Consider the following 24,418-nt stretch of genomic DNA (forward strand, 5'->3'; position numbering starts at 1 on the left):
GATCAGCTGCGCTGGCCGTGGACGAGCCAGGCGATGCCATAGCCGATCGCCGCCGCACCCAGCGCCCAGAGGACGGGGGCGTCCTGCGCCGATGCCTGGGCGGAACGTGCGCCGCGCTTTGCCACCTCGGCTGCGCGCTCGGCAGCGTCGCGTGCATCGCTGCCGATCTTGTCGGCGAGTTCGGGCGCACCGTCGACGACGTCTTCGATTGCCGACTTCGCGCGCCCGTACAGGTTCTGGGCGCCGCCAGCGACCTGATCGACCACGCCGTCGACCTGCCAGTCGCGGCTGTTCACGGTGTCGCCGACGGCCTTCTCGACCTTGCCACCGACATAGCGGGCGCCGCCCTGGAATTCGTCTTTGTTCATTGGTCTGTCCTGTTCGAAAGAGAAAAAGCTCGGATCGTCACGGCAGCACGCCGCACCCGGCGGCGGCCTTGCCGACCTCAAGTGCGATCGCAGGATCCTTGAGCTGCGCCGCGACACGGACGAGGTCGGACGCGGTCAATACGCCCGGCGTGGTATCGCCCTGCCGATACGCCGCGGCGGCCTTGCCGAGGCGCTGTAACTGGCCCAGCGACAGGTTCGCCTGAAGCCGGTCGCCGACGCAATCGGCACGGCTTTCATCCAGGCCATAGCGCTGAAGGCCGGTCGAGATCCGGGTCGCCGGAGCGGCGCAACCGACAGTAATCGTCAGCAGGGCTATCGCCCCACCGTTTGCGAGAATGCGTTTCAAGGATGATACCCCGCCTACCGGCCGAAGCGACGTTGCAATCGGACCGGACGCATAAAGCGTGAGGTAACCACTTGGTTCCTGGTAGTTTTGTGTAGAGCGCCTGGGTCTTATGTACTAGTTTCGGACAGCGATCTGGTTGCGTACATCTTGGCGAACCGGCGATGCAGCATCCGCGTAGAGCTGTCGCTGGCGATTTCGGCACGCTGTTCGTGCCATGCCGCCCGTCCCCGAAAATAGGTCCGGTCGTCGTCGCTATCGCCCGTAAAAATCGTCTCGGCTTCGTCCGTCACGGCGATAGCTCCCATGTGATCTAGCAGCATTCGTTATGCCAACACGGGGCATTGCGCGTGATCAGAAATATCCAGTCGTACAGGTAGAAATGTCAGAACGTTGCGACCGACAAAACTACTTCCGGCGCCGTCCATTGCGGCGATGCTCGCCGCCACTTGACCCGCTCGAACCGAATTTGCGTGCTGGTCGGATGCGTGGCGACCTTAACGCGGCCTCGGCCGTTGTGCGGTGCAGAGGAGAGCGTTTCATGTCCCGCCAAATTTTGATCACCGGTGCCAGCGTCGCCGGAAATACCGCGGCGTGGTGGCTTGGTCGCGCCGGTTTCGACGTGACGGTGGTCGAACGCGCGTCCGGGTTCCGCGATGGTGGTCAGAACATCGACGTACGCGGATCGGGTCGCGAGGTGCTGCGGCGCATGGCGCTGGAGCAGACGGCACTCGACGCAGGCACCGGTGAAGAGGGCACCGCCTGGGTAGACGGCGATGGCAGGATCGTGGCGCAGTTCCTGACGGCGGAGATGGAGGCGGATGGGCCGACCGCCGAAATGGAGATCCTGCGCGGCGATCTTGCGCGGCTGCTCTACGAACCTGCGGCGGAACACGCGGCGTATCGTTTCGGCGACAGCGTGACCGCGATCGAGCAGACCGACGAGGCGGCGTTCGTAACCTTCGCCAGCGGCAATACGGAGCAGTACGACGCGGTCATCGTCGCCGAAGGCGTCGGTTCGGCCACGCGCGGGCTTGTCTTTCCGAACGAGAACGCGCCGCGCTGGATGGATCTCACGATCGCCTATTGCACGATACCGCGGGCGTCCGGCGACGATCGGCTGTGGCGCTGGTACAACGCGACCGAGGGACGCAGCGTGTCGCTGCGTCCTGACCGTCATGGTACCACGCGTGCGATGCTGTCGGTGCAGCAGCCACCGGGCGACGAGCAGGATTGGACCACGGCGCGCCAGAAGGCTTGGCTTCGCGAGCGCTTCACCGACGCCGGCTGGCAATCCGCGCGCGTGCTCGATGGCATGGACGCGACCGACGACTTTTACTTCGATGTGTTGCGGCAGGTGCGGATGACGCGGTGGTCGAAGGGCAGGGTCGTGTTGACCGGCGACGCTGCGTGGTGCGCGACGCCGATCGCGGGCATCGGAACGACGCTGGCGATCACCGGCGCCTATGTGCTCGCTGCGGAGATGGTACGGAGCGATGGTGTCGCCACCGCCTTCGCTGCGTATGAGCAGGCGATGCGGCCGATGGTGGACGATGCGCAGGGCGTCCCCAAGATCGCGCCACGGCTGATGAATCCGCATAGTCGGCTAGGTATTCGTCTGCTGCACGGTGTGTTGGGCATGGCGAGCCGGCCGGCCGTTCGCGGGACGGCGGGCAAGCTGTTCGGTGGTCGGTCGAAGGCGCCAGACCTGTCTCGCTATGTCGACGCGACGGCGGATGTGCCAGCCGGCGTTGCGACACGTCACGCGCAGCCCTCCAGCGCTGCGCCATCGCCAGGTGGGCTGTCGCCGCTGTTGGCGTTTGGCGCGGTCGGTCTGGTGCTGGGCGCGAGCGCGATCGTCGGACGGCGCAATGCGCCCGATCCGTCGCATCCCGGGATCCGCCGGTGGTATCGCCGGCTCGAAAAACCGGGCTTCACGCCGCCCGATGCGGCATTCGGGGCGGTCTGGCCGGTGCTGGAAACCGGCCTTGCGGTCGGCGGCTATCGGTTGTTGCGGCAGCCATCGGGCACGACGCGCAATGCAGCGGTCGGGCTCTGGCTGCTGAACACCGCCATGGTCGGCGGCTGGACGCAGTTGTTCTTCCGCGAAAGGCGCCTCGGGACGAGCGCGGTCGTATCGGGCGCCATGGTCGCCTCCAGCGCAGCCTATGTCGCGACCGCCGCCAAGGTGGACAAGCCGGCCGCGGCGGTCGGCCTGCCGTTCGTTGCGTGGCTCGGCTTTGCGACCTTGCTCGCCGAACGCATCTGGCGCGACAATCCGGACCAAGGGAAGTGACGCGCGTCACCGTCTGGCACGACGGCAATTGCCCGCTCTGTCGCCGCGAGATCGCGATCATGCGACGGCTGGACCGGCGCGGCAGGATCGATTTCATCGACGCGACCGGTGCGGACGATTGCCCGATCGATCGCGCCGCGTTGCTGGCGCGCTTCCATGCGATGGAGGACGGGCGTCTTCTGTCCGGAGCCGCTGCGTTTGCCGCGATGTGGCGCGCGATTCCCCTGCTTCGGCCGATCGGTCTGCTCGCGCGGTATCGCCCCGTACTCGACCTGCTGGAGCGCGCGTATCTGCGCTTTCTGAAGGTCCGTCCGCGTCTGCAACGCTGGTTGGGCAAACACGAGGCGAAGGCATGAGGCCGAAGCCGGATCCGGTCGCGCCCGGACAGGAGAGCGTCTGGCACTATCCCCGGCCGGCGATTGCCGAGCCAAGCCAGCGCCGCATCGTCATCGAGCATGCCGGTATCGTCGTTGTCGATACCTCCGCGGCGGTACGCACGATCGAGACGAGCCATCCGCCGAGCTGGTACGTCCCGCCGGACGCGATCGCGCAGGGACTGCTCCATCGATCGGCGCGCCGCTCGTTCTGCGAATGGAAGGGCGAGGCGCTATACTGGAACGTCGAGATCGGCGGATGCACCTTCACCGACGTCGCGTGGAGCTATCCCGATCCCACGCCGGCCTTCGCCATCCTGCGCGATCATGTCGCCTTCTATGCGGGGCCTTTCGATCGCTGCTCGGTCGATGGCGAGCGCGTGCGACCGCAGCCTGGCGGGTTTTATGGCGGGTGGATCACGTCCGACCTCGCCGGTCCGTTCAAGGACGTGCCGGGCAGTATGGGTTGGTAAGCCGGTAGCAGGCCATCGACCGCAATCGTCGCATCGTCAGGCTGCCTTGAGCATCACCCGGCCGAGCAATCCGGCGATGTGCTGACTCTCGACGGGTCTGCTGAACAGATAGCCCTGGATATTGCCGCAGCCTTCGTCGCGCAGCCGTTCGAGCTGGTCGATGTCCTCTACGCCTTCGGCTGTGGTTTCCATGTGAAGTGCGGTGGCAAGATCGACGATCGCGCGGACGATCGCCGCCGCGCTCGGATCGCATGCTACGCCGGTGACGAACGAGCGGTCGATCTTGATCTTGTCGAACGGGAAGCTGCGCAGATAGCTCAGCGACGAATAGCCCGTGCCGAAGTCGTCGAGCGCAACGCGGATGCCCATTTCGCGCAGCCGGTGGAGCAGCGCGACGACCGGCGCCTCGCCCTCGAGGAATATCGACTCGGTGATCTCGATCTCGAGCCGGTCGGGCGACAGGCCACTGTTGGCGAGCGCTTGCAACACGATGGCCTGGAACCCCGCGTTGCGGAACTGCAGCGGCGAAACGTTGACCGCGACACGGACGTGGTCGGGCCAGTGCACCGCCTCGCGACACGCCTCGTGCAGCACCCAGGCGCCGATCGCCACAATCAGCCCGGTTTCCTCGGCGATCGGGATGAAAGCGAGCGGTGGCACCAAGCCCCGGGTCGGATGATGCCAGCGCAGCAACGCCTCGAACCCGCCGATCCGGTTCGCCTTCAGATCGAAGACCGGCTGGTAGTTGAGCACGAACTGTCCGTCCCGGATCGCATCGCGCAGATCGAGTTCGACCTGGTGGCGCTCGCGCGCGGCGGCGTCGAGCGCGGGTTCGAAGAACCGGAACACGCCGCGCCCGTCTTCCTTGGCGCGGTACAGCGCGAGATCGGCGTTCTTGAGCAGTTCGTCCGCGGTGTCGCCGTCGGCCGGACCGATCGCGATGCCGATGCTGATACCGGTCGCGATCAGATGGTCTTCGGCCTCGACGGGGTCGCGCAGCGCGTCGAGCAACGCCTGCGCCAGCGCACGAGGCCGATCGGGTTCGCACGGACCCGACAGGATGATCGCATATTCGTCGCCGCCGAGCCGTGCGACGAGCCCGTCGGGGGCCACGTCCGCCAGCCGCCGGCCGACCGCGGCGAGCAACGCGTCGCCGATCGGATGACCGAGCGTATCGTTGATTCCCTTGAACCGATCGAGATCGAGACACAGCACCGCGACCGTCCCGCCGCCGTGCGCCAGCCCATGCCGGCCGACCTGCGAGATCGCCTGGTCGAGGGCCTCGCGGAAATAGATGCGGTTGGGCAGGCTGGTCAGCGGATCGTGGAACGCGAGATGGCTGATCCGGTTCTCGCGGTCGACAATACCCGCCGCCATCCGGTTGAAGCTGGCGGCAAGCCGTCCGATCTCGTCGGTACCTTCGACGATCGCCGGCACGCGGCTGCCCTGCTCGAGGGCCTTGGCGGCGGTGTCGAGCGCGGCGATCGGCTTGGCGATGCTGCGCGCGAGCCGGCTGCTGCCGAACAGTACGAGCAGCAACCCGACAAGCCCTGCGAGCGCGATGCCGCCCTGCAACGGCAGATAGGGCGCGAGCGCGGCATCGAGCGGATAGCGGATGAGGATCGCGGCCTGCGGCTTGTGCCCCGTACCGGCCAGCGGCTTGGCGAGGGCGAACGCGCGCCCGGCGGCGAGATCGAGCGTCGCCAGCGCGCGTCCGGACTGCGATCGCTCGACCAGCACATCGATCGCGCGCGAGCTCCGGATCGATCGATCGGTCGCCTGCCAATGCCCCGCGGCATCGCGCTGCATCATGGTTGCGATCAGCGGGATCGACGACAGGCGTTCGAGCGCACGCATCTCCGCCGCATCGAGCCGTACCGCAAAGACCACCCAGCCGATCCGGGTCGGCGCCATGACCGGCGACAGCACCAGCCGGTAGACGTCGCCGCCAACCGCGACGACCGCGTCGTTACGCCCCTCGGGAACCGCGAACGGAAACGGTGCCACCGCCGATTCGAGTGCGCCGGAGGGCCCCGTGACCTGCCCGTCATTGTCGACCACATAGGCTGCCGATACCGACGCCCGGGTCGCCAGGTTGGCGAGCGCGGAGGCGATCGTCGGCCGATCGCCGCTCGCCACCGCCGCACGAAATCCGAAATCGCGCGCGAGCACGTCGGCCGAGCTCGACAGGGATTGCGCGCGCAACGCCCAGAGCCGGTCGTACACACTGCCGCTGGTGGTGAGCTCGGCCCGGACGGAGTCGCGCGCGTGATTGCCGATCATCACCTGAGCCACGACCGCCAGAAGCACCAGTGCGACCACGAACAGGCCTGCGTACAGCACCGACAGCTTCGTTCGGAGGCGCTTGAACCGCGGGCGCGCTGCTCGGATATCCGTCAGATCCATCATCGGTGCAGCGCGAAGATCGTCGCCAGCCCGGAGGATCCGACGGTCACGGGCTGCGACGCGGTGCTGCCTGGCGCACGGATCGAGGGATGCCAGACGCGCACCGTCGCGCCCCCCACCGGCACGCCGTCGATCGTGACATGCCCCGCGCCGTCGGTCAGCGCCGCAAAGGGGGTCGCGGTGACGTAGACGAAACCGTTCATCGCGTCATGGATGTTGCAGCCGAGCGGCACGATGCCGGGTTTGTCGAAAACCACCGTCCGTGCATCTTCGCGACCATATAGCTTCAGGTCGAACTTCTTCGCCTTCGAGAAGGAATAGACATGGTGCCGTACCTTGTCGCGGTTCGGAAAGCCGACCGTCGCGCCGACCGGTACGATCAGGACGTGCGGCTGGAACGCGATGTTGCGCTGTTCCACATTATAGGGCCCGCGCACCGTTGCCGCGGGCGCCTTGGGCGTTTCGATCGTGACGACCGCACCGGCCAGCGGTTTACCGTCGATCGCGCGGATATCGATCGAGACGGCCGCGGCAGACCCGGTCGAGGGCAGGCCGAGGCCCAGGAAAGCGAGAACGAACGGAAAGACGCGGTACACCATGCCAGCGAGGTTAACGCCTTGCGCTTTCGAACTCGTGAAGACGTTGTTTACCCACGAGAAACCATTTCGGGTACATTAAACGTTCAAATTCGATGTTTCCGGCCTCGCCGCGAGCATCCCCCGAAACCGGTCATCGACCCGACATTGTGTAGACCTCCGATACGCCGATCGACTGCCTTGATTCCCCTGCTAGGCGCACTCGCGTTGTCGCCCGCATCCGCGCAGGACGGACGTGCGGGTGGCAAGCTGATGCTGACCAACGGCGTCACGACGATCGAGGGGAGCTCGGGCGGGGGCATCTCGACCTGGGCGCTGATCGCCGGCAACGAAACCGCGGACGGCGTCGGCGGATCGCTGCACGTCTCCGGCATCGTCCTCCCGGACTTCCGCTTCGCAAGCTACGGTGCAGCGGTCGGCCTCGAGGATCGCCTCGAGCTGAGCTATGCACGCCAGTCGCTCGATACGCGCGCGGTTGGCGGCAGGCTCGGTATCGGTCGCGGCACCACGCTCGACCAGGACGTGTTCGGCGCGAAAGTGCGGCTCGCGGGCGATGCGGTCTATGGCAGCCCCTATTTGCCGCAGATCGCGGTCGGGATGCAGTACAAGCACAACCTCGATGCGCCGATCGCCGCCGCGGTCGGTGCGCGACACGCCAACGGTACCGATTTCTACGTAGCCGCAACCAAGCTGTTGCTGCGCCAGAGCATCCTGGTCGGCGCGACCGCCCGCTATACCAAGGCCAACCAGAACGGCCTGCTCGGCTTCGGCGGCGATGCCGGCAAGGCTCGCACGCTCCAGTGCGAAGCGACGCTCGGGTATCAAGTCTCGCGGCGATTGTTGGTCGGCGGCGAATATCGCTCCAAGCCTGACAATCTCCGTTTCGCAAGGGAGGACGATTGGGCAACCGCCTATGTCGCCTATGGGATCGGCAAGAACCTGACCGCGACCGCGGCGTATGTCGACCTGGGTTCGATCGCCACCGCGGATCGCCAACGCGGCGGATTCCTGTCGCTCCAGGCGGCATTTTGAGGACATGACGATGCTTTCGTTGCTGGTCGCGCTGCTGCAAGTCGCGCCCGCGCTGTCCGGGGAAGACCCGGTCGCACCCTATATCATGCGCGATACCCATGCCGGTGCCCGCCCCGCCAGGGACACGGCCCTGCTGGAGGCGTTCCACGGTCGCGCGGGGATAGACCGCGTCGTCGACGACCTCGTCACGACGAGCCAGGCGGACCCGCGCATCGGTGACATCTTCAAGGGGCAGGACATGGTCCGCCTGCGCCGTACGCTGAAAGAGCAGTTCTGTTATCTGCTGGCCGGCGGCTGCAGCTATTCGGGCCGCGACATGGCGACCGCGCACAAGGATCTGGGGATCCAGGCAAAGGACATGAACGCGCTCGTCGAAAACCTCCAGGCTGCGATGACCCGCGAGCACGTCGCGTTCCGCGCGCAGAACGCCTTGCTCGCCAAGCTCGCGCCGATGAAACGCGATGTCGTCACCCGCTAGCGAGCGAGCAGGGATAGGCTTGTCGTCAGGCCTCGGTCAGCGCGCGGTGGCGTAGATCTGAATCCGAGCGTCGCGGAAGCGGCATCGGTCTTGGCGATGGAGATGCCGCCGATGTTGCCGTGCACCATGTTTCAGCGCGGTCGCAGCGAGAACAGCCATGCTCCGGGCGCGCCGTCCCGTTCGACGCTGGCTGGTCAAAAATCGCCTAAATCTGGGATAAGCCCGAATGGTGCACGGTGCGTCTCGATCCGCGAGCGAGACCGCTTGCGTAGAAGATCATGTTGCGGTGCAATAGAGTAATGACAGACGTGCTCGCTCCCGCCGCGACGGTAACGCGGACGCTGCATCATTTTGCGCGCGAAGCGGCCGCATCCCGCCACATTCCCAACCTCGGTCGGTTCGCTGATCGAGATACCGGGCGCAAACGCGTGTCGAGCCGCATCGCTTTCTAGCCGCATCGCTTTCTAGCCAACGACTGAGACAGGAACACAGATGCAGATCGTCTACTACAAGGATGCCGTCGGCAATTTCGGCGATGACCTGAACGAACTGATCTGGCCCCGGGTCTTGCCCGACGACGTGCGCGCGGCGCCCGATACCGTGCTGGTGGGCATCGGCAGCCTGCTCGACGAGGCACGGTTTCGCGACGTCGTGACCGTCGACAAGCGCGTGTTCGTGCTCGGATCGGGCGCGGCGTATGGCCGGTTGCCCGACGATTACGCGCGCTGGACCTATTGCGCGGTCCGCGGGCCGTTGACCGCGACGGTGATCGGCCGTCCCGAAGCCGCGGTGACCGACAGCGCCGCGTTGCTCGCCAAGCTTCCCGATCTGGTGCCGCGGTCTGCAAACCCCGACGAGATCCTGTTCATGCCGCATCACCGGACGCTGGTGAACAGTCGCTGGCAGGCAGCGGCCGAGCAGGCGGGGATGACCTTCGTCGATCCGCAATGGACGCCCGACCGCATCCTTGCCTGCTATGGCCGCGCCAAGCTGGTCGTGACCGAGGCGATGCACGGCGCGATCGTCGCGGATACGCTGCGTATCCCGTGGATCCCGGTGATGATCTCGCCCGAGGTCAGCATCTTCAAATGGCGCGACTGGGCAGGGTCGCTCGATCTCGCCTACCGGCCGGTCGCGCTGCCCCCGACCGCGCGACTGGAGGCTTTCCGCTACGATCGTATCAGCCGCCTGACGCAGGCGGGCGGGCGCAGCGTCGCGCATACCGATTCAGCCAGCGTAGACGACGCGGCGCTGATCGCCGATTTCCAGGACCGGTTCCGCGAGGAGCCCGCAGTGATCGGCGCGGTCGCGGCACCGGGCGCGATCAAGGCGTTGCTGAAGACGGCGGCGACGCGGTTCGACGGCCGTCGGCTGGCAGACGCGAGCCGTGCCTTGAAGGCGGCGGCGACGGGGCAGAGCTATCTCAGCAAGGATGCGATCTTCGCCGAGCGTCTCGGCCAGCTCGAGCACGCCGTCGAGGGGCTGATCGCGGACGTGCGCGCAGGCTAGCGAGAAGCTGGGTCTGGAATCCTCCCCCTGGCGGGGGAGGATCGTTCGCTTTCAGCGCTTCGCCAACCTCCGGACGATCCCGCCGGCCTTCGACAACTGGGCCCGACCATTGGGGAACAACGCCAGCGCACCAATGAAGAGCGCGTAGGCAAGGATACCGGCAACCGCGAGCATCGGCAGGCTGCTCCAGATCGGTTCGCGTGCCGCCAGCGCGAGCAACCCGCCGGTGATCGCCGTCGCGAACGCGATCGGGATCGCCAGCTGGATCGCATCCGCCCGCGTCACCGGCCCGCTGCGCGTGACCGCCCACCACATCATCGGGATCTGCACCAGCGCGCTGGAGATCGCGGCGGACATGGCGATGCCTTTCGGTCCCCAGAAGATGCCGATCAGATAGCCGATGATGATCGCCGCTGATCCCAGGCCGCCCCATTTGAGTTGTTCCCTGGCACGCCCCTGGCTGACGAACAGCCAGGATGCGGCCTGGCGCAGCTGGAGCGTCAGCGCGGCGCCGCCGAGCCAGGCGAACGTCGGCACGACGTCCAGCCACCGTTCGCCGAGCAGGACGACGATCACCGGTTTCGCAAAGACGATGGCGCACAGGATGCCAGGCGTGGTGAGCGTCAGGACGCCGCCGAGCATCGCGAGGTATGCACTGCGATAGCCGGCGTCGTCGGCCGCCAGCCGCGACAGCAGGGGTACCGCGACACGCGCAGCTGGCGCAGTCATCTGCCACAGCGGCTGGAACATCAGCTTGTAGGCACGATCGTAGATCCCGAGCGGACCCGCGCCGAACCGCGCGCCGATCAGGATGTTGCCGAGGTTGGTGATCAGATAGCCGAGCAGATTATAGCCGGTCACGGTGCCGCCGAAGCGCAGCAGGTGGAGCGCATCACGCGAGATACCAGGTCGCGACGGTCGCCACCGCGAAAATACGCAGGCAAGGATCAGCGTGGCGAGACCGTTGGTGATCTGCATCGCGACGAGCGACCAATAGCCGAACCCGGCAAGCGCGCCGCCGACGCCGACGATGACGCCGGCGACCAGCGCGCCGACCTCGATCATGGCGATCGCACCGAACTGCATGCGGCGGTTGAGCAGCGCGAGATGCTGTGCGGCGAGGCTCGACAACAGCAGCGCTGCGGACATCGCCATCATCACTGGCGTCACCGCGGGGGTGGCGTAGAATATCGCGGCAAGAGGCGCGGCGGCGACCGCAAGGCCGGCAAGACAGAAGCCGATCAGGACGTTGAGCCAGAACAGGCTCGACAGCTCGGTCTGGTTGATCGTCGGCCGCTGGATGGTGGCGGCGGAGAGACCGAGGTCGGTCATCAGCAAGGCGGCGGCGACCAGCGGGCCGACCATCGCCAGCAACCCGAAGTCGGTCGGCAACAGCAGGCGGGCGAGCGCGACCTGACTGCCGAATTGCAGCACGAACTTGCTGCCCTGGCCCCCCATGGTGATGACCGCGCCCATCGCCGACCGGCGCTTCAGCGCGGACGAATCGCCTTCCGGGGAGAATTCGGGCGGCATTGCGATATCGGTCATTGCGCCGCCTTCTTGTTGCCGCCCTTATTGTAGCCCCCTTGCAACGCCTTGCGCAGGATCAGCGGCAACTGACGCGCGCCCTCCTGCGCGACGAGCAGTGTGCTGTCGGTGCTGGCGAACAGATAGCCGAGCGCGCGTTGCGGGCGGCGTGCCTTCAGTTCGTCGGTGAAACCGCGATAATAATAGCAGCGGTCGACGGTACGAAGATGCTGGCGGAGAAGGGCGGCCAACGGACCGTCTCCCGTGGCCTGCGCCTCGGCGAGCAGCGCGCGCTGGCGGCGGCGCAACGCGTCGAGATCGCCGGTCGTCTGGATCTGCGTCAGCGAATCCGGGCGGACCAGATACCGGTAAAAGGGTTCGGGATGCAGCCACCACCGCGCGCCCGCTCGCAGGCACGCGACATACAGCGCGAAATCTTCCGCGAACCGGACGTTCTCGTCGTAGCGCAGGCCGTGGCGCGTCAGGAAATCGCGCCGCATCAGCGGCTTGAGGAAACCGTAATTGGTGCGCGGTGCTTCCGGCGCGGAGATGTTGCGGGCGATGAACTCCCGCAGGTCGATCGGGCAGGGCGCCGTCAGCGCGCCGGGTGCGAGCATTGGCAGTTCGGACCCGTCCACCTGATCGACGAGTAGAAGGTTGTCCGCGACCATGTCGGCGTTCTTTACTTCGCCGAGCGCGATCAACGCTGCGAGCCTGCCGGGCATGAAGGCGTCGTCCGCGTCGAGCAGCGCGATCCATGTCCCGCGCGCCGCGCCGATCCCGGCATTGCGCGCGACCGACGGCCCGCCGTTGCGCGGCAGTGCGAGCAGCGACACGCGTGCATCGCTGCGGGCGATCTCCGCGACGATCGCGGCGGTGTTATCGGTCGACCGGTCATCGACCACGATGATCTCCAGATCGCACCCCTTTTGCTGCATTGCAGAAGCGATCGTCGCCTGGATATACTGCTCGGCATTATAGGCCGGAATGATGACGCTGGCCTGGATCATACGGGTTCCCTCAAGGCGGGTTTCCGGGATCGCTGCTCGAAAGGAGCATGATGTCGGACCCTCAGATTACGGTGATCGTACCAGCATACAACGTGGCCGGACTCATCCTGCCCTGTCTGGCATCCATCATGGCCCAATCGCGCGCCGACTGGCAGGCGATCGTCGTCGACGACGGCTCGACGGACGCTACCGCGGACGAGATACGCACGCTCGACGACCCGCGCATTTCGCTGGTGCAGCAAAAAAATGCAGGGGTGTCTGCCGCGCGAAATAACGGCCTGTCGCTGGCTCAGGGCAAGTTCGTGATGTTCCTCGACGGCGACGACGTGCTCAACCCGACCGCGTTCGCGCGCCTTGCCGACGCCCTGGACGCCAGGGACGACGCGGTCGCGGCGTTCGGCACGTTCCTGAAGATCCTGCCGAGCGGCGCGCCCTATCCGGGGCAAAAGCCGCTCGCGCTGCATCGCTATCCCAACGGCGACGTGCTGGAGCCGATGCTGCGCGGCAATTTCCTCGCCAATGGCGGTCACGTCCTGATCCGGACCGAGGTCGCGCGCCGGCTCGGCGGCTTCGATACCCGGCTGCGGCTGAGCGAGGACTGGGAGTTCTGGTGCCGGCTCGCCGCCGAGGGCGAGTTCGCGTTTATCGGGACCGAGCCCGAAGTGTTCTCGCTGCGGGTCCGGCCGGGCAGTTCGTCGGGCGGCCTTTCGGTCGACTGGGCCAATCATCAGCCCTGTCTCGACACGATCGGCGGCAACGCGACGATCCGCGCGCGGTTCTCCGCCCCGACATGGCGCAAGCTGGAGCGGGCGATGCGTGCCAGCCAGATGTGGGAATGCGGCCGGGTGAACTTCACGATGCGCCATTACCGCGAGGCGCGGGCGCTGATGCTCGGCGCGCTGCGTCTCGAGCCCACGCCGAAGCGCGTCGCAATGATCGTCGCGGCCGAGGTGCAGCGGCGTACCAACTGCACCTTCGTCTCCCGCCTGCGCTTTCGCGATCAGGATGTCGCCGCGGACCTGTAATCTCCGCGGATTCCGCAAGCTAATCTTTAGAAATTGTTCTATATCGGGGCGATAAGAGCAGTAAGTCCGGTCGGAACGGGGCAGCATTCGCGTGTGCTGTGTCATATGCCGGCCGTGCACTGCAGAACATTAGCGGCCGGAGAGGCAGGGATGATTGGCGAGGATCCTACGGGAAAAGAGAGCGAGCCGATGACTCGTGCGCCGATCGCGCCCGAACCGCTGAGCCGAAGTGCGGCATCCTTTGCCGATACTGAAGCGTCGCGCGTGGCGGGCTCGCCGTGGCAGCAGGCGCCGACGGGACGTCGCATTTCATTCACCGCCTGGGGTGTCGCCGCCGTCGTCGGCGTCCTGTTGTGGATGGTGATCATCAAGCTGGCCTGACGCCGCCGTCGATCGCGACCGCGGCATCCGATGGCACGCCGCCCCAGATGCACAGCAGGAACAGCAGCACGAGCATCGGCGTGAACAGCAGATAGCCGCCGCCGATGATGAACGTGGTCAGCGCCAGCACGGACAGGATCGCGATCTCGCGCCGCCACAACGTGCCGACGAACATCGCCATGAACGCGGTGATTCCGATCGCGCCGTAATCGGTGATCAGCTTGGCGATCGAATTGCCCGTGCCCTCCTTGAAGTAGAGATACCGCTCGGTCGCGCCCGGCCCCCAGCCGATCAGGATACGCGCCTCGTGGCTGAGCTCCGCGATCGGCAGGAACGGGCCGATGAAGCGCGCATAGCCGCTGGACCGGGAATAGCTGAGCTCGTTGGTGCGGCCGAGGATCGACCCGATCTGCTCGGGAAAGACGATCGATCCGAGCGCCAGCGCGACCACGCCGGCGATCAGGAAACCGGCGACGCGCCCGAAATTCCTGGCCGACAGACACGCATAGAACGGCACCGCGAGCGCGAGCGACAAGGCGCCGGTGCCCGAGAACGACAGGATGTAGGAGACCAGATAGAGCGGCAGGTATTTGACGCGGCCGAGGATGAAATACTCGATCACGACGGCGATCACGAGCGTCTGCGACAACATGCTCGGCTCCAGCAGGAAGAAGCCGTTGGAGCGCATGACCGTCGATCCGTAATGCATGATCGGATTGAAGTTATACAACTGCTCGACCAGCACCGGCTTGAGCGCAGGCACCGTCACCATGAACGAGAAGATCCGGATGCCGACGAACTGCACCAGCCACTGGACGATGCCCGCTGCCGCGATGACGCGCGTATAGGCGAGGAACAGGCGAAACACGGTTGCCCGGTCGAACCGCACGCTGGGTCCGATCATGGTGAAGCCGTACGTCACCAGGATCGCGACCACCGAGCTGACGCTGGTGCCGAAACGGCCATCGGGCGTGGTCAACGCGATCAGCGTCGAGATCAATGTGCACGCGGCGAACGCGAGATAGAGCGCCACGCCGCGTGGGCGCAATGTCGCGATACCGCTGGAGAGACCCCATCCGAGCAGCAGCCCGAACGCCGGCAGGCTTATGAACACCGCGCTTCCGCCCGGCATCGCGCCGAACCGTTGCAGGATCAGGCAGGCGATCAACGTGCCGTGGACGAAGATCCGGCTGTCGCGCTCGGACTGGTCCTGCGCGTCCGCCGCGATCCCGTCCCGCAAGGCATCGTATCGGAGAGCATGATCTCGGGGGGTGGGCATGGTGGTCATGACGTTACCAACTCGCCTCGTCTCGCGCGCGGGGCGTCGCGTGGCGCGGTGCTTTTCCACGGGTTCCGTAGGGCGTATCGCTACGCACAGGCTGCCAGAGAGCGGACCGGTAGAGGATCGATCGCCACCGCCGTCGCCCGGCCGGCCGGTGTTTCGTTTTCCCATCCCGGCCGGGCTGGAGTGCCGCCTCATGGCCCGGACTGCCGTTATGATCGCACTTGCTGCCGCCGCGTTGGCCGCAACGCCTGCGCAAGCCAACCCGCTGATGTACGTCTACAAGGGCGCCGGCTGCGACGGTAAGGATCGGCTGCCACGCTATCAGGGCGTGATCGGTCGCAAGCTCGACGGCGTCTCGGATTTCCTGTCCGCCGAAAGCTGGGCTCAACTGCATAGCGGCGCGCAATGGGCGCTGACCTGCTGGCAGAACCAGCCGGTTCGCCTCGCACTCGGCGTGCCGCTCATCGTCAAGGGCGGTACGCTGAGTTCGGCTGCTGCCGGTGAGTATGACGCGGAGTTCCGCAAGATCGGCGACCTGCTCGTCGCAAAGGGTCGCGCCGATACGGTCATCCGGCTCGGCTGGGAGTTCAACGGCAACTGGTATGCCTGGGCCGCCGAGAAGGACCCGGTCTCGTTCGTCGGCGCGTTCCGTCACGTCGTCGAGGTGCTGCGCGCCGTGCCCGGCCAGCATTTCCGGATCGTGTGGAACCCTTCGCTCGCCACCGGCGTGAACACCCCCGACTCGCTGTGGCCGGGCGACGATGCCGTCGACCTGATCGGCATCGATATCTACAACCAGAGCTGGCGCCCGCAGGATACCGATGCCGCCACGCGCTGGCAGGGTTACCTCACTGCCAATTACGGCCTGAACTGGCTGGCGAAGTTCGCCACCGCGCACGGCAAGCCGATCGTGGTGCCCGAATGGGGCACGGGCACGCGGCCGGACGGGCATGGCTATGGCGACGATCCGACGTTCATCCACAACATGGCCGCCTGGATGCGGACGCACCGCGTCGCGTATGCGAGCTATTGGGATTTCACCGCGTCCGATTACGATGCGACGATGTCGGCCGGCAAATTCCCGTTGGCGCTCGCGGCCTACAAGGAGGAGTTCGCGAAGTGAGCGGCCAACCGACTCAGGCATAATAGGCCCCATAGTCGGCGTGATCGCGATCGACATCGCCGTGGCCGAAGGCGGCCAGCGCGCGCATGTCGACACGGGTCGCGATCACGCCGAGCGGCTCGATATCGAGCGCGCGCATCCGCTTCAACGTCGCCGCCGCGGTCTGGCTCGGCGTATCGTTCCAGCGCAGCGCCATCAGCACCTCGTCGACCTGACGTAGCAGCAACCGGGCGTCGGTCACGGCGAGCGCGGGCGCCGCGTCGAAGATCACCAGGTCGAAACGCTTTTCCGCCTCGGCCAGCAGCGCACTTATGTTCGCTGCGGCGAAAAGGTCCTGCCGGTTCTCGGTCGTATCGCCTGCCGGCAGCACGTACATCCCGCTGACCGCGTCGTGGATCAGCGCCTCGTCGAGCGTCGCGGTCCGGCGCAGCACCTGCACCAGCCCTGCATGCGGCGGCAGACCCATCGCCCGCGACACGGAAGCCCGACGGAGATCGGCATCCACGAGCAACGTGCGGCTGCCCGCCATCGCCGACGTCCGCGCGAGCGAGATTGCGAGCGTGGTCTTGCCCTCGCTCGGGCGTGCGGAGGTTATGCCGACGCTCGTCATGGCATTGCGGCCCTTGCGCACCAGAGCCAGTCGTACGGCGCGCAATTGTTCGGCGTAGAGCGACAACGGACGCTCCACCGGGAAATCGATCGCGGAGATCCCTTCCTCGCCGGGCCGGGCGATCGACGAAATCTCCGGCACATTGGCGATATGCGGCAGGCCGAGCTTTCGCTCGATGTCGGCCGACGAGTTCAGCTTGCGATCGAACGCTTCCGCGATCCACACCGCCGCACCCGCGACGATTGTCGCCAGCACGAGCCCGATCATCAGGATCAGCGGCTTGTTGGGCGAGGTCGGCCGCTGCGGGAAGGCAGCCGGGGAGAATATCCGTGCATCCTCGTCCGCGACGAGTGCCTGGCTGCTGATCAGGTTCTTGCGCTCCAGCAGCGCCTGATAGGTCGACCGCAGGCCGTCCGCCTTGCGCTGCAACTGGGAAAGCTGGACCGATGCGTTGTTGTCGCTGGCGAGCGTACCCGTCGTCCGCGCGACGATACCGGCCGCGTTGGCGACCTGATCGCGGGCGATCTGTGCGTTGGCGTTCAGATTGGCGAGCTGCCGGCTGGTTTCCGCACTGATCGCGCGGTCGAGCGCTTCGACCTGATCCTTGGTGCGGATCAGGTCGGGATGATCGGGCTGATACCGGCCCTGCATGTCGGCGTAAGTAGTCGCCAGCAACGCGCGCTGGTTGCGCAGCTGCTGGATCACCGGGGATTGCAGGACCGCACCGACGCCGCCAGTGTCGCCCTTGCGCGTCTGGCCGCGCGCGGTGCTGAGCTTGGCCTGCGCATCGGCGAGTGCGGCTTGCGCGGCGGCCTGCTGCTGCTTGTACAGCGACAGTTCCTGCTGCGTGAAGGTCGCGCCCTGGCTGTCGAACAGATCGTGTTGCGCACGGTATCGGGCGACCTCGGTATCCGCGGCTTCGAGCTGGATGCGCAGATTGTCGAGTTCGTTGCCGAGCCCACGGCCGACCTGCTCGACGGCGGCGCGGCGGGATTTCTCCTTCACCGCGAGATATTGGTGGCCGATCTGATCCGCCACCGCCTTGGCAAGCATCGGGTCGGACGTCGTATAGGCGATCGAGACGACGCTCGATTCACCGGGTCGGATGATCTTGGTGCCGCCGATCACCATGCCGGTGGCTGCGGTTTCCCGGGCGGTGGCTGGCAGCTTGGCGATGCTCGCGGCGAAGACCGGATTGTCGACGAGGTTCAGCGCGCGGACGGTGCCGAGCGCGACCGCCGAAGAGCGCATGATCTCCACTTCGGTCGCGACTGCGGTGTCGGCGGTGGACAGGCCGGGCAGCACTTCCTTGTCCTTTTCGGACACGTTCAACTCGCGCGAATTGACGACCATGCCCGACGTCGCGGTGTACAGCTTGGTCCGCGTGAACCCGTAGGCGAGCACCATCGCCAGCGCGCTCAGGAACACGCCGATCGCGAGCCATTTCCGGTGGCGTGCGGCCGCGAATGCGCGACGGATGCTGTCCATCGGGTCGGCGATCGTTGCGGCCAATCGCCCTTTCGCACGGGGCCCGGCGGTATGGGAATCGGCAGTCTGGCTGGAGCGGAAGTCGTCCATGGCGTTCACCTTGTCAGCGTCAGGCCGATCGTCGCGCGGTTGTCCTTGAACGCGCGGTAACGATCAGTGCCGTTGGAGGATTGGTCGAGCCGCTCGATGCCGAATTTGAGCCCGGCATGGCGGTTGATACGGTAGGTCGCGCTGGCCTTGGCGCTGAGGCGACCATCGGTGCGATCGAGATTGTTGAACCGGCTGTCCTGGTATCCGATCGATGCGGACAGGATCAGCTGACGCAGCCATTCGTGATCGACCTGGATGCTGCCCTGCGTCGACAGATAACCGCCTGAGCCCGGGATGCCGGAGTCGAGCACCGAGCGATTGCCCCTGATCGTGACCGTGGTCAGCTGGGTCGGGAAGAACTGCACCGTGGCGTTGAAGCCGAGGCCGCCGAGATCGCTGTAGAAGGGCAGGCGGAACCGCTGCTGGATATAGCCGATGCCGATGCTGCCGCGGATCAGCGCCGCCGGCTCGAAGCTCACGCCCGCAAGCAGCTCGAACCCTTCCGAATTGCGCTTGGGCGTCTCGATCGTCCCGACCCGGAACCGGCGGACATTGTAGCTCGCGCTGGTGAACCACGCGATCGACGGCGTCTGCGCATAGGAGGCGCGCATGCCGACCCGGTAGCTTGTATTGTCGCTCGGCTGGTAATCCGCGATCGAGCCGTCTGCGAGCTGGCCGTCGCGGAAATCGAACCGGGCCACGCGCGCGGTCGCCGACAGCCGCAGTTTGTCGAAATCATGCGCGAGCAGCATCGCGCCCGATTGCTGCGTGTAATAGATCGGCTTGATCGTCTGCGAAAAGATGTCCTGCGACAGGCGCGACTGGTGGATGCCTTCGGCACGGATCGCAGCGGTCAGCGCGGTCGCGTGATCGAATTCATAGACGCCGCGGCTGGTCACCGAATAATCTTCGACGTTCTCAGTGCTGCGGTTCAGATACCGGTCGATCTTGCCCTTGGCTTCGAGGCTGAGGCTGTTGCGTGCCCATTGCGATTGCAGTTTCGCCTGCGGCTGGATCCGCAACAGGCTGTCGGCGACCCGGTCGTCCTGCGTACCGAAGATATTGTCGTCGTAGACGCCGGTGATCTCGACCGACGGCGCCAGCTGGAACCCGCCGAGCGGGATGCCCGGCGCGACATAGCCCGGCTGCACGCGCTCGAGCACGGCGGTATGCCGCGTTTCGATCTGGGGCTTTTCCTCGGGCAACAGCGGTGCCTCCTGGGCATGGACCAATTGCGGGCACAACATCGCACTGCCCAACACGCTGGTGCGGGCGGCATGACGAAGCCAATACGGTGTACGGCGGAACACGGCGGCTAGAAGTTTCGCTCTCGGATCCGGACGGTATCACCGGGCTGCACGATCACGTCGGCGGTCAGCGGTTCGCGTTGTTCGGCAGCCTGTCCGGTATGGCGGATCATCACGGTTTTCTGGTTGGCACGGTAGGTGAAGCCCCCCGCCGTCGCGACCGCGCCGAGCACCGTCATCCCCGATTGATAGGGGAACTGGCCCGCCTTGTTTACTTCGCCCAGCACGTAGATCGGCCGTGAGGCGACGAGATCCACGACCAGGTGCGCATTCTTGAAATACCGTGCCTGGAGCGTCTGCGTCAGCGTCGCCGAGAACTCGCCGAGCGTCTGTCCCTGCGCCTTGATCATGCCGACCAGCGGAAACGAGATGTCGCCTTCGCTGTTGACCGCATATTCGCCGGTCACGCCGGGCTCGTTATAGACGTTGATCCGCAACCGATCGTCGGGCGCGAGCCGGTAGACATAGGCGGCGGTGGGCGGGGCGCCCGCGGGCGTCTGCGCGATATCGGCGGTGCAGCCGGCCAGCCAGACCGACACCGCACAGGCCGCCGCAAAGGCTCTTGCGACCTTCCGCTTCATATCGCTTCTCCGCCACGTTTCGTACGGCGGACTCGTTCGATCTCGTTACCGATCATATGTTTCCTATTTCGGATTTGCAGCGCTTTCCGCTTCAGGAAGCCGACGCCCCACGCGATATGCATCGTTGCCAGCGCCGGAGCGGCCATAAGCGCGCCGAGCCACCGCTCCTTGACGGCGAACAGGCTCGATGCGGCGAGCAGCACGAGCGCGTAGAGCAGCGGAATTACCAGCAACGCGGGGAGCAGGATGGCGCCAAGCAGGCTGAAACCGATTGCCAATGCAACGACGGGAGGCAGCATCTGGCGCAGACGCAGTCGCTCGCCATGCTTGTAACTGGTCCGCGCGCGGCCCGAGCCATAGCGGAAATACTGCCGCGCGAGGCCGCTGAGCGTGGCGCGAGGGTAGTAGATGACGGGGATCGTCGTATCGAGCCAGATCCGGCCGCCGAGCGCCCGCAGTCGCGCGTCGAGCTCGGCATCTTCGTTCGCCTCGAAACTGGTGTCGTACCCGCCCGCCCGCTCGAACAGAGCGCGACGAAAGGCCGCATGATGCCCATGCTCCACCCACCCCGACACATTGCCCATCCGATGGGCCGAACCGCCCGTGCCGATCTTGCTGTTCTGCGCGATCGCAACTGCGCGTTGAAAGCCGCCATGACCTCTGGTCGTAAGCTGGACCACCACCGAGTCCGCTTTGCTCGTCTCCAGCGAGGCAAGCAGGCGTGCGACGTAATCCGCCGGGTAGAGCGCATGCGCATCGACCCGGACGATGACGTCGAAGTGGCGATCCGCCGCGGCTACAGCGCGGTTGACGCCCGCAGCCTGGATGCGCTCGGGGTTGTCGATCAGTCGCACACGCGGGGAGCGTCGCGCGAAGGCGGAGACGGCTTCGCGCGTGCCGTCGCTGCTGCCGCCATCGGCGACGAGTATCTCGCCGACTACCGCTGCCGGTTCGCCGAGAAGCTTGGCGAGCAGGGTGTCGATATGCGCGATCTCGTTGAGGGTGGGGATGATGACCGTCGCCGTCATATCGGTGTCCCTTCCGGGCGTAGTGCCTCGACGAAGCGCATGCTTGATTGCTGGAGATCGGTCGTCGCCAACCGTTGACCCACATGCGTGCGGTAGCTGTAGGCGACGGGTGGGGAGATCGCCTGCGTCATCGAATCCGCCAGATCGACGTTCGCGAAATCGGTGCGGTTGGCGGGTGGCAGATAGTCCTGGAAGACGTCGATCTGCGAGGCGAGGATCGGCACCCCGTAGGTCATCGCCTCCAGCATGACGAGCGGCACGCCTTCCCAGCGCGACGGCATCAGCAACAGATCGGCGGCGGCCAACGTCGCGTGCGGGCTGTCGGTCCAGCTCGAACAGCGGATATCGACCTTGTCGCTGAGATCGCGGGCCAGCGTTTCCAGGTCGGCTTGGCCTTCGCCCGCACCGACGAACAGGAACGTCCAACCACCGAGCCGCGCGGCATCGCGACGGATCGCGTCGGCGAGGTTGTCGAGCCCCTTCTGGCGCACGTCGAGCCGTCCCAGGAACAGCGCGACGCGTGCTTCGGGCGCGAGCCCGAGCGCTTCCCGAGCCTGCGCACGATCGGGGCGGGGCGGCGGCGCGACGACGTTGTCGGCGACCACAACCGGCGAGCGCCCGCCTGCGGCGCGGACCTGGCCGACGACTGCAGAACCAGGGACGATGAAGCGATCGGGGCGACGGTACAGGCGTCGGCGAACCCAGTCGCCCGGCACCGCGCGACGACCCAGATCGGCCATCTTGTGCGCCATCGGCACATAGCTGACGACAAAGCTGTTGCGGGGCGCCGCCAATAAGGGAACGGCGCAATTCTCGATCCTGCCCTGAAGCAGCAAGGTGGCGGTCGGCCGCATCTCGGCGAAGACCTGCTGGACGGCGTGCGCGTAGGTCCGGCGGAAACCGGCCAGATACGGTTCGGCGCGCTGCTTGGTGAAATGCCAGGGCTTCACCTCGAATGTGTCCGAGGCGTAAGGCTGGAGTCGCTCGGCCAGTTTCGCGTTGGATACCGGATGCCGGACGACGATCCGGTCATAGCCGCCGTCCTGCACGAGCGTCGGGAGGAAGCGGAGAAACATCGCTTCATGCCCGCCAAACTCGGGACTGTCCTGCAGAATGAGAAGCGATCGGCTCATGACGCCGCGCTCCGGCCGCGATCGGCGAGCGCCGCCTCGTACACGTCGCGCGTCATCGCGCCGATCTGCGTCCAGTCGGATACGCCCGTGTCGGGTGGCGCTTGTGGGCGTCGGCCGATCGATCGGACGATCGCGTCCGCCAGCGCCTGGGTATCGGCGGGAGCGACGAGATCGCCCGTATCGTCGGACTTGCCGATCATCGTCCGGAATGCGCCAATGTCGCTCGCGATCAGCCAGCGATGGAGATCGGCGACGAGATGGAGGACGCCGCTCGCGTCGATCGCGCGATAGGGAAAGACGAACGCGTCGGAGCTCCGCAACAGAGCAGCCATCGCGTCCTCCGACAGCCGCCCAGCGCGCAAGGTGAAGCTCGCGCCGAGGTTCAGGTCGGCAGCCCGCGCCAGGATGGGTTCGACCGGCATCTGCGCCTCGCCCGCGACGATCACCTCGATCCGCGCGCGGACCGCCGGATCAATCAGGCCGAGCGCCTCTACGAGCAGGTCGACGCCCTTGTACGCCTGCAATCGCCCGAACAGCACGATGCGCCAGCGGCCATCGTCCGCGCGCGGCTCGGGTGCGGCGGCGCGCAGCGGCAATACGCCGTGCGGTATGACACGAATACGGTCGGCAGGCAGGCCGCGCGTACGGAGCGCGTCGCGGCCTTGCTCGGTATGCACGATCAGCCGGTCGAACTGGCCCAGCATTGCGTGATAGCCACCGCTCTGCGCGGCGCTGACGGGGCGGCCGTTGAAGGGTTCGACGTCGTGCACGGTCAATACCACCGGACGGTCCCGGCGGATGCGACGCACGGCGCGAACGTCGAGCATCGGCAGCGGCGCCCACTGGAAATGAACCAGGTCGAACCGCGCCGCCTCCTTCCGGAGGCGCCGCAACCCGGCCACGTGCTCGAGGCCTTTGACAGCCCGCCAACCCGAGCCAGTCCGTCGACGTGGCCCATCGGTGAACGGATAGAAGAAGGGCAGGCACGACGTCATCGCTAGCAAATCCTCCTCGTTCGCACGGAGCGCACGGGTCGCCCAGGTCGGCTGAGTGCCACTGGCCTGGAGACCGTCGGACAGTGCTGCATCATAGGGCGCGGTGAAAAGCGAGGGATCGACCATCAGGACCGATCGTGGTGGGGAATGACCCATTTGGCCGGCGATCGTCGCGTCCGCGCGCGACGGGAGCAGGGCGGTATTCAGAACGAACCCTTGCTCGCGAACACCGCCGGAACGGTACGGACCATGATCCAGATATCGCCACCGAACCACCGCGTCCGGCTATAGATCGTGTCCATCGCCACACGTCGGCGATAGCTGATGTCGTTGCGACCGCTGACCTGCCACAACCCGGTGATGCCGGGCCGCATGTTGCAGTAGAACTCCATGTACCGGCCATAACGCGGCACTTCGGCCGGCACGATCGGCCGCGGTCCGACGAGGCTCATATGCCCCCACACGACGTTGAGCAGCTGCGGCAGTTCGTCGAGACTCGACTTGCGCAGGAAGACGCCGAGCGGCGTGATCCGGGGATCGTTGCGCAGCTTCTGGTCCAGCGCCCACTCGGCCTGAGCCTCGGGATTCTCTTCGAGATGACGGCGCAACCGGGCTTCGGAATCGAGCACCATGGTGCGCAACTTGAGGCACGGGAACAGTCGCCCACCCCGACCTATACGGCGATGCACGAAGAACGGCGAGCCACCATCCTGCACAACAATTGCTATGCAAATCAGGGCGATAACCGGAAGAAGAATGAGAAACGCCGTCGAAGAAAAGACTATGTCGATCAGTCTAGATATATTGCCGTCCACCTTGCGCCTCAGGTTAGCGCGAGATGCCATCCCAAGCGCGCCATTTAGTCCCGAATGCACTCGAAAACGAGTACGCACGTCGCCATAAAAATCCATGGCCGCACCTCTTGACTGATGTGTATCG

Annotated in this window: 24 protein-coding genes; 9 read left to right on the forward strand and 15 right to left on the reverse strand. The window is 66.1% G+C overall.

Going from position 1 to position 24,418, the window contains the following annotated elements; all coding sequences use genetic code 11:
* Positions 1-2: 2 nt before the first annotated feature.
* From IFT67_RS17345 to IFT67_RS17355, 3 genes are all read right to left on the reverse strand, one after another.
* Positions 3-368, reverse strand: coding sequence for a CsbD family protein (locus IFT67_RS17345; RefSeq protein ID WP_192239411.1), 366 nt, complete (start codon positions 366-368; stop codon positions 3-5).
* 37 nt (positions 369-405) lie between these two features.
* Positions 406-735: a hypothetical protein gene (locus tag IFT67_RS17350; RefSeq protein WP_192239412.1), complete on the reverse strand. Its 330-nt coding sequence runs from the start codon at positions 733-735 to the stop codon at positions 406-408.
* A 107-nt stretch (positions 736-842) separates the two neighbouring features.
* On the reverse strand, positions 843-1,025 hold the full coding sequence (locus tag IFT67_RS17355) for a hypothetical protein (protein ID WP_192239413.1): 183 nt from the start codon (positions 1,023-1,025) through the stop codon (positions 843-845).
* A 248-nt stretch (positions 1,026-1,273) separates the two neighbouring features.
* Between IFT67_RS17355 and IFT67_RS17360 the strand changes: the two genes are divergently transcribed.
* Genes IFT67_RS17360 through IFT67_RS17370 form a run of 3 tightly spaced genes read left to right on the forward strand, consistent with a single transcriptional unit; the run spans position 1,274 to position 3,875 of the window.
* Entirely contained in the window at positions 1,274-3,028 is a 1,755-nt protein-coding gene (locus IFT67_RS17360) for a tryptophan-rich sensory protein (protein WP_192239414.1), read from the forward strand.
* Positions 3,025-3,384: a DCC1-like thiol-disulfide oxidoreductase family protein gene (locus tag IFT67_RS17365; RefSeq protein ID WP_192239415.1), complete on the forward strand. Its 360-nt coding sequence runs from the start codon at positions 3,025-3,027 to the stop codon at positions 3,382-3,384. Before IFT67_RS17360 ends, IFT67_RS17365 begins: the two co-directional genes overlap by 4 nt.
* On the forward strand, positions 3,381-3,875 hold the full coding sequence (locus IFT67_RS17370; protein WP_192239416.1) for a DUF427 domain-containing protein: 495 nt from the start codon (positions 3,381-3,383) through the stop codon (positions 3,873-3,875). The genes IFT67_RS17365 and IFT67_RS17370 overlap by 4 nt, the downstream gene beginning before the upstream one ends.
* A gap of 36 nt (positions 3,876-3,911) precedes the next feature.
* Here the strand turns inward: IFT67_RS17370 and IFT67_RS17375 are convergent, their stop codons facing one another.
* Positions 3,912-6,284: a bifunctional diguanylate cyclase/phosphodiesterase gene (locus tag IFT67_RS17375; RefSeq protein ID WP_192239417.1), complete on the reverse strand. Its 2,373-nt coding sequence runs from the start codon at positions 6,282-6,284 to the stop codon at positions 3,912-3,914.
* On the reverse strand, positions 6,281-6,880 hold the full coding sequence (locus IFT67_RS17380) for a methylamine utilization protein (protein WP_244647485.1): 600 nt from the start codon (positions 6,878-6,880) through the stop codon (positions 6,281-6,283). The genes IFT67_RS17375 and IFT67_RS17380 overlap by 4 nt, the downstream gene beginning before the upstream one ends.
* Before the next feature lie 177 nt (positions 6,881-7,057).
* On the opposite strand from IFT67_RS17380, the gene IFT67_RS17385 reads away from it, so the two are divergent.
* From IFT67_RS17385 to IFT67_RS17395, 3 genes are all read left to right on the forward strand, one after another.
* The gene (locus IFT67_RS17385) at positions 7,058-7,909 is read left to right on the forward strand and encodes a DUF3034 family protein (RefSeq protein WP_342450644.1); all 852 of its coding nucleotides are present in this window, start codon (positions 7,058-7,060) and stop codon (positions 7,907-7,909) included.
* Between the two features lie 4 nt (positions 7,910-7,913).
* A complete protein-coding gene (locus IFT67_RS17390) occupies positions 7,914-8,387 on the forward strand; it encodes a group I truncated hemoglobin (protein ID WP_192239418.1) in 474 nt (157 codons plus the stop codon).
* Positions 8,388-8,879: 492 nt separating this feature from the next.
* Entirely contained in the window at positions 8,880-9,896 is a 1,017-nt protein-coding gene (locus tag IFT67_RS17395) for a polysaccharide pyruvyl transferase family protein (protein ID WP_192239419.1), read from the forward strand.
* A 51-nt stretch (positions 9,897-9,947) separates the two neighbouring features.
* On the opposite strand, the gene IFT67_RS17400 is transcribed toward IFT67_RS17395, so the two are convergent.
* Positions 9,948-11,444 carry a lipopolysaccharide biosynthesis protein gene (locus IFT67_RS17400; protein WP_192239420.1) on the reverse strand — a complete coding sequence of 499 codons (1,497 nt, stop codon included), beginning with the start codon at positions 11,442-11,444 and terminating at the stop codon, positions 9,948-9,950.
* A complete protein-coding gene (locus tag IFT67_RS17405; RefSeq protein WP_192239421.1) occupies positions 11,441-12,433 on the reverse strand; it encodes a glycosyltransferase family 2 protein in 993 nt (330 codons plus the stop codon). Before IFT67_RS17405 ends, IFT67_RS17400 begins: the two co-directional genes overlap by 4 nt.
* Positions 12,434-12,480: 47 nt before the next feature.
* Here IFT67_RS17405 and IFT67_RS17410 point away from each other — a divergent pair, with 47 nt between their 5' ends.
* Positions 12,481-13,458, forward strand: coding sequence for a glycosyltransferase family 2 protein (locus IFT67_RS17410; RefSeq protein ID WP_192239422.1), 978 nt, complete (start codon positions 12,481-12,483; stop codon positions 13,456-13,458).
* A gap of 189 nt (positions 13,459-13,647) precedes the next feature.
* Positions 13,648-13,839 (forward strand): hypothetical protein, encoded by a 192-nt coding sequence (locus IFT67_RS17415; protein WP_192239423.1) that lies wholly within the window; start codon positions 13,648-13,650, stop codon positions 13,837-13,839.
* Here IFT67_RS17415 and IFT67_RS17420 read toward each other — a convergent pair.
* Complete coding sequence (locus tag IFT67_RS17420; RefSeq protein WP_244647486.1) at positions 13,826-15,127, reverse strand: hypothetical protein; 1,302 nt, start codon at positions 15,125-15,127, stop codon at positions 13,826-13,828. The two genes, IFT67_RS17415 and IFT67_RS17420, sit on opposite strands and share 14 nt — an antisense overlap.
* A 208-nt stretch (positions 15,128-15,335) precedes the next feature.
* On the opposite strand from IFT67_RS17420, the gene IFT67_RS17425 reads away from it, so the two are divergent.
* Positions 15,336-16,247: a glycoside hydrolase family 26 protein gene (locus tag IFT67_RS17425; protein ID WP_244647487.1), complete on the forward strand. Its 912-nt coding sequence runs from the start codon at positions 15,336-15,338 to the stop codon at positions 16,245-16,247.
* 13 nt (positions 16,248-16,260) lie between these two features.
* On the opposite strand, the gene IFT67_RS17430 is transcribed toward IFT67_RS17425, so the two are convergent.
* The 7 genes from IFT67_RS17430 to IFT67_RS17460 form a co-directional block, all read right to left on the reverse strand.
* Positions 16,261-18,435 (reverse strand): GumC family protein, encoded by a 2,175-nt coding sequence (locus tag IFT67_RS17430; protein WP_192239425.1) that lies wholly within the window; start codon positions 18,433-18,435, stop codon positions 16,261-16,263.
* Positions 18,436-18,440: 5 nt separating this feature from the next.
* Positions 18,441-19,745 (reverse strand): outer membrane beta-barrel protein, encoded by a 1,305-nt coding sequence (locus tag IFT67_RS17435; protein WP_192239426.1) that lies wholly within the window; start codon positions 19,743-19,745, stop codon positions 18,441-18,443.
* A gap of 5 nt (positions 19,746-19,750) precedes the next feature.
* The gene (locus IFT67_RS17440; protein ID WP_192239427.1) at positions 19,751-20,323 is read right to left on the reverse strand and encodes a polysaccharide biosynthesis/export family protein; all 573 of its coding nucleotides are present in this window, start codon (positions 20,321-20,323) and stop codon (positions 19,751-19,753) included.
* Positions 20,320-21,351, reverse strand: coding sequence for a glycosyltransferase family 2 protein (locus IFT67_RS17445; RefSeq protein WP_192239428.1), 1,032 nt, complete (start codon positions 21,349-21,351; stop codon positions 20,320-20,322). Before IFT67_RS17445 ends, IFT67_RS17440 begins: the two co-directional genes overlap by 4 nt.
* Positions 21,348-22,484 carry a glycosyltransferase gene (locus tag IFT67_RS17450; RefSeq protein WP_192239429.1) on the reverse strand — a complete coding sequence of 379 codons (1,137 nt, stop codon included), beginning with the start codon at positions 22,482-22,484 and terminating at the stop codon, positions 21,348-21,350. The genes IFT67_RS17445 and IFT67_RS17450 overlap by 4 nt, the downstream gene beginning before the upstream one ends.
* The gene (locus IFT67_RS17455; protein ID WP_192239430.1) at positions 22,481-23,605 is read right to left on the reverse strand and encodes a glycosyltransferase family 4 protein; all 1,125 of its coding nucleotides are present in this window, start codon (positions 23,603-23,605) and stop codon (positions 22,481-22,483) included. The genes IFT67_RS17450 and IFT67_RS17455 overlap by 4 nt, the downstream gene beginning before the upstream one ends.
* Before the next feature lie 77 nt (positions 23,606-23,682).
* Positions 23,683-24,390, reverse strand: coding sequence for a sugar transferase (locus IFT67_RS17460; RefSeq protein WP_342450645.1), 708 nt, complete (start codon positions 24,388-24,390; stop codon positions 23,683-23,685).
* Positions 24,391-24,418: the final 28 nt, after the last annotated feature.

This window comes from Sphingomonas sp. CFBP 13728 (assembly GCF_014841895.1).
Classification (GTDB): Bacteria; Pseudomonadota; Alphaproteobacteria; order Sphingomonadales; family Sphingomonadaceae; genus Sphingomonas.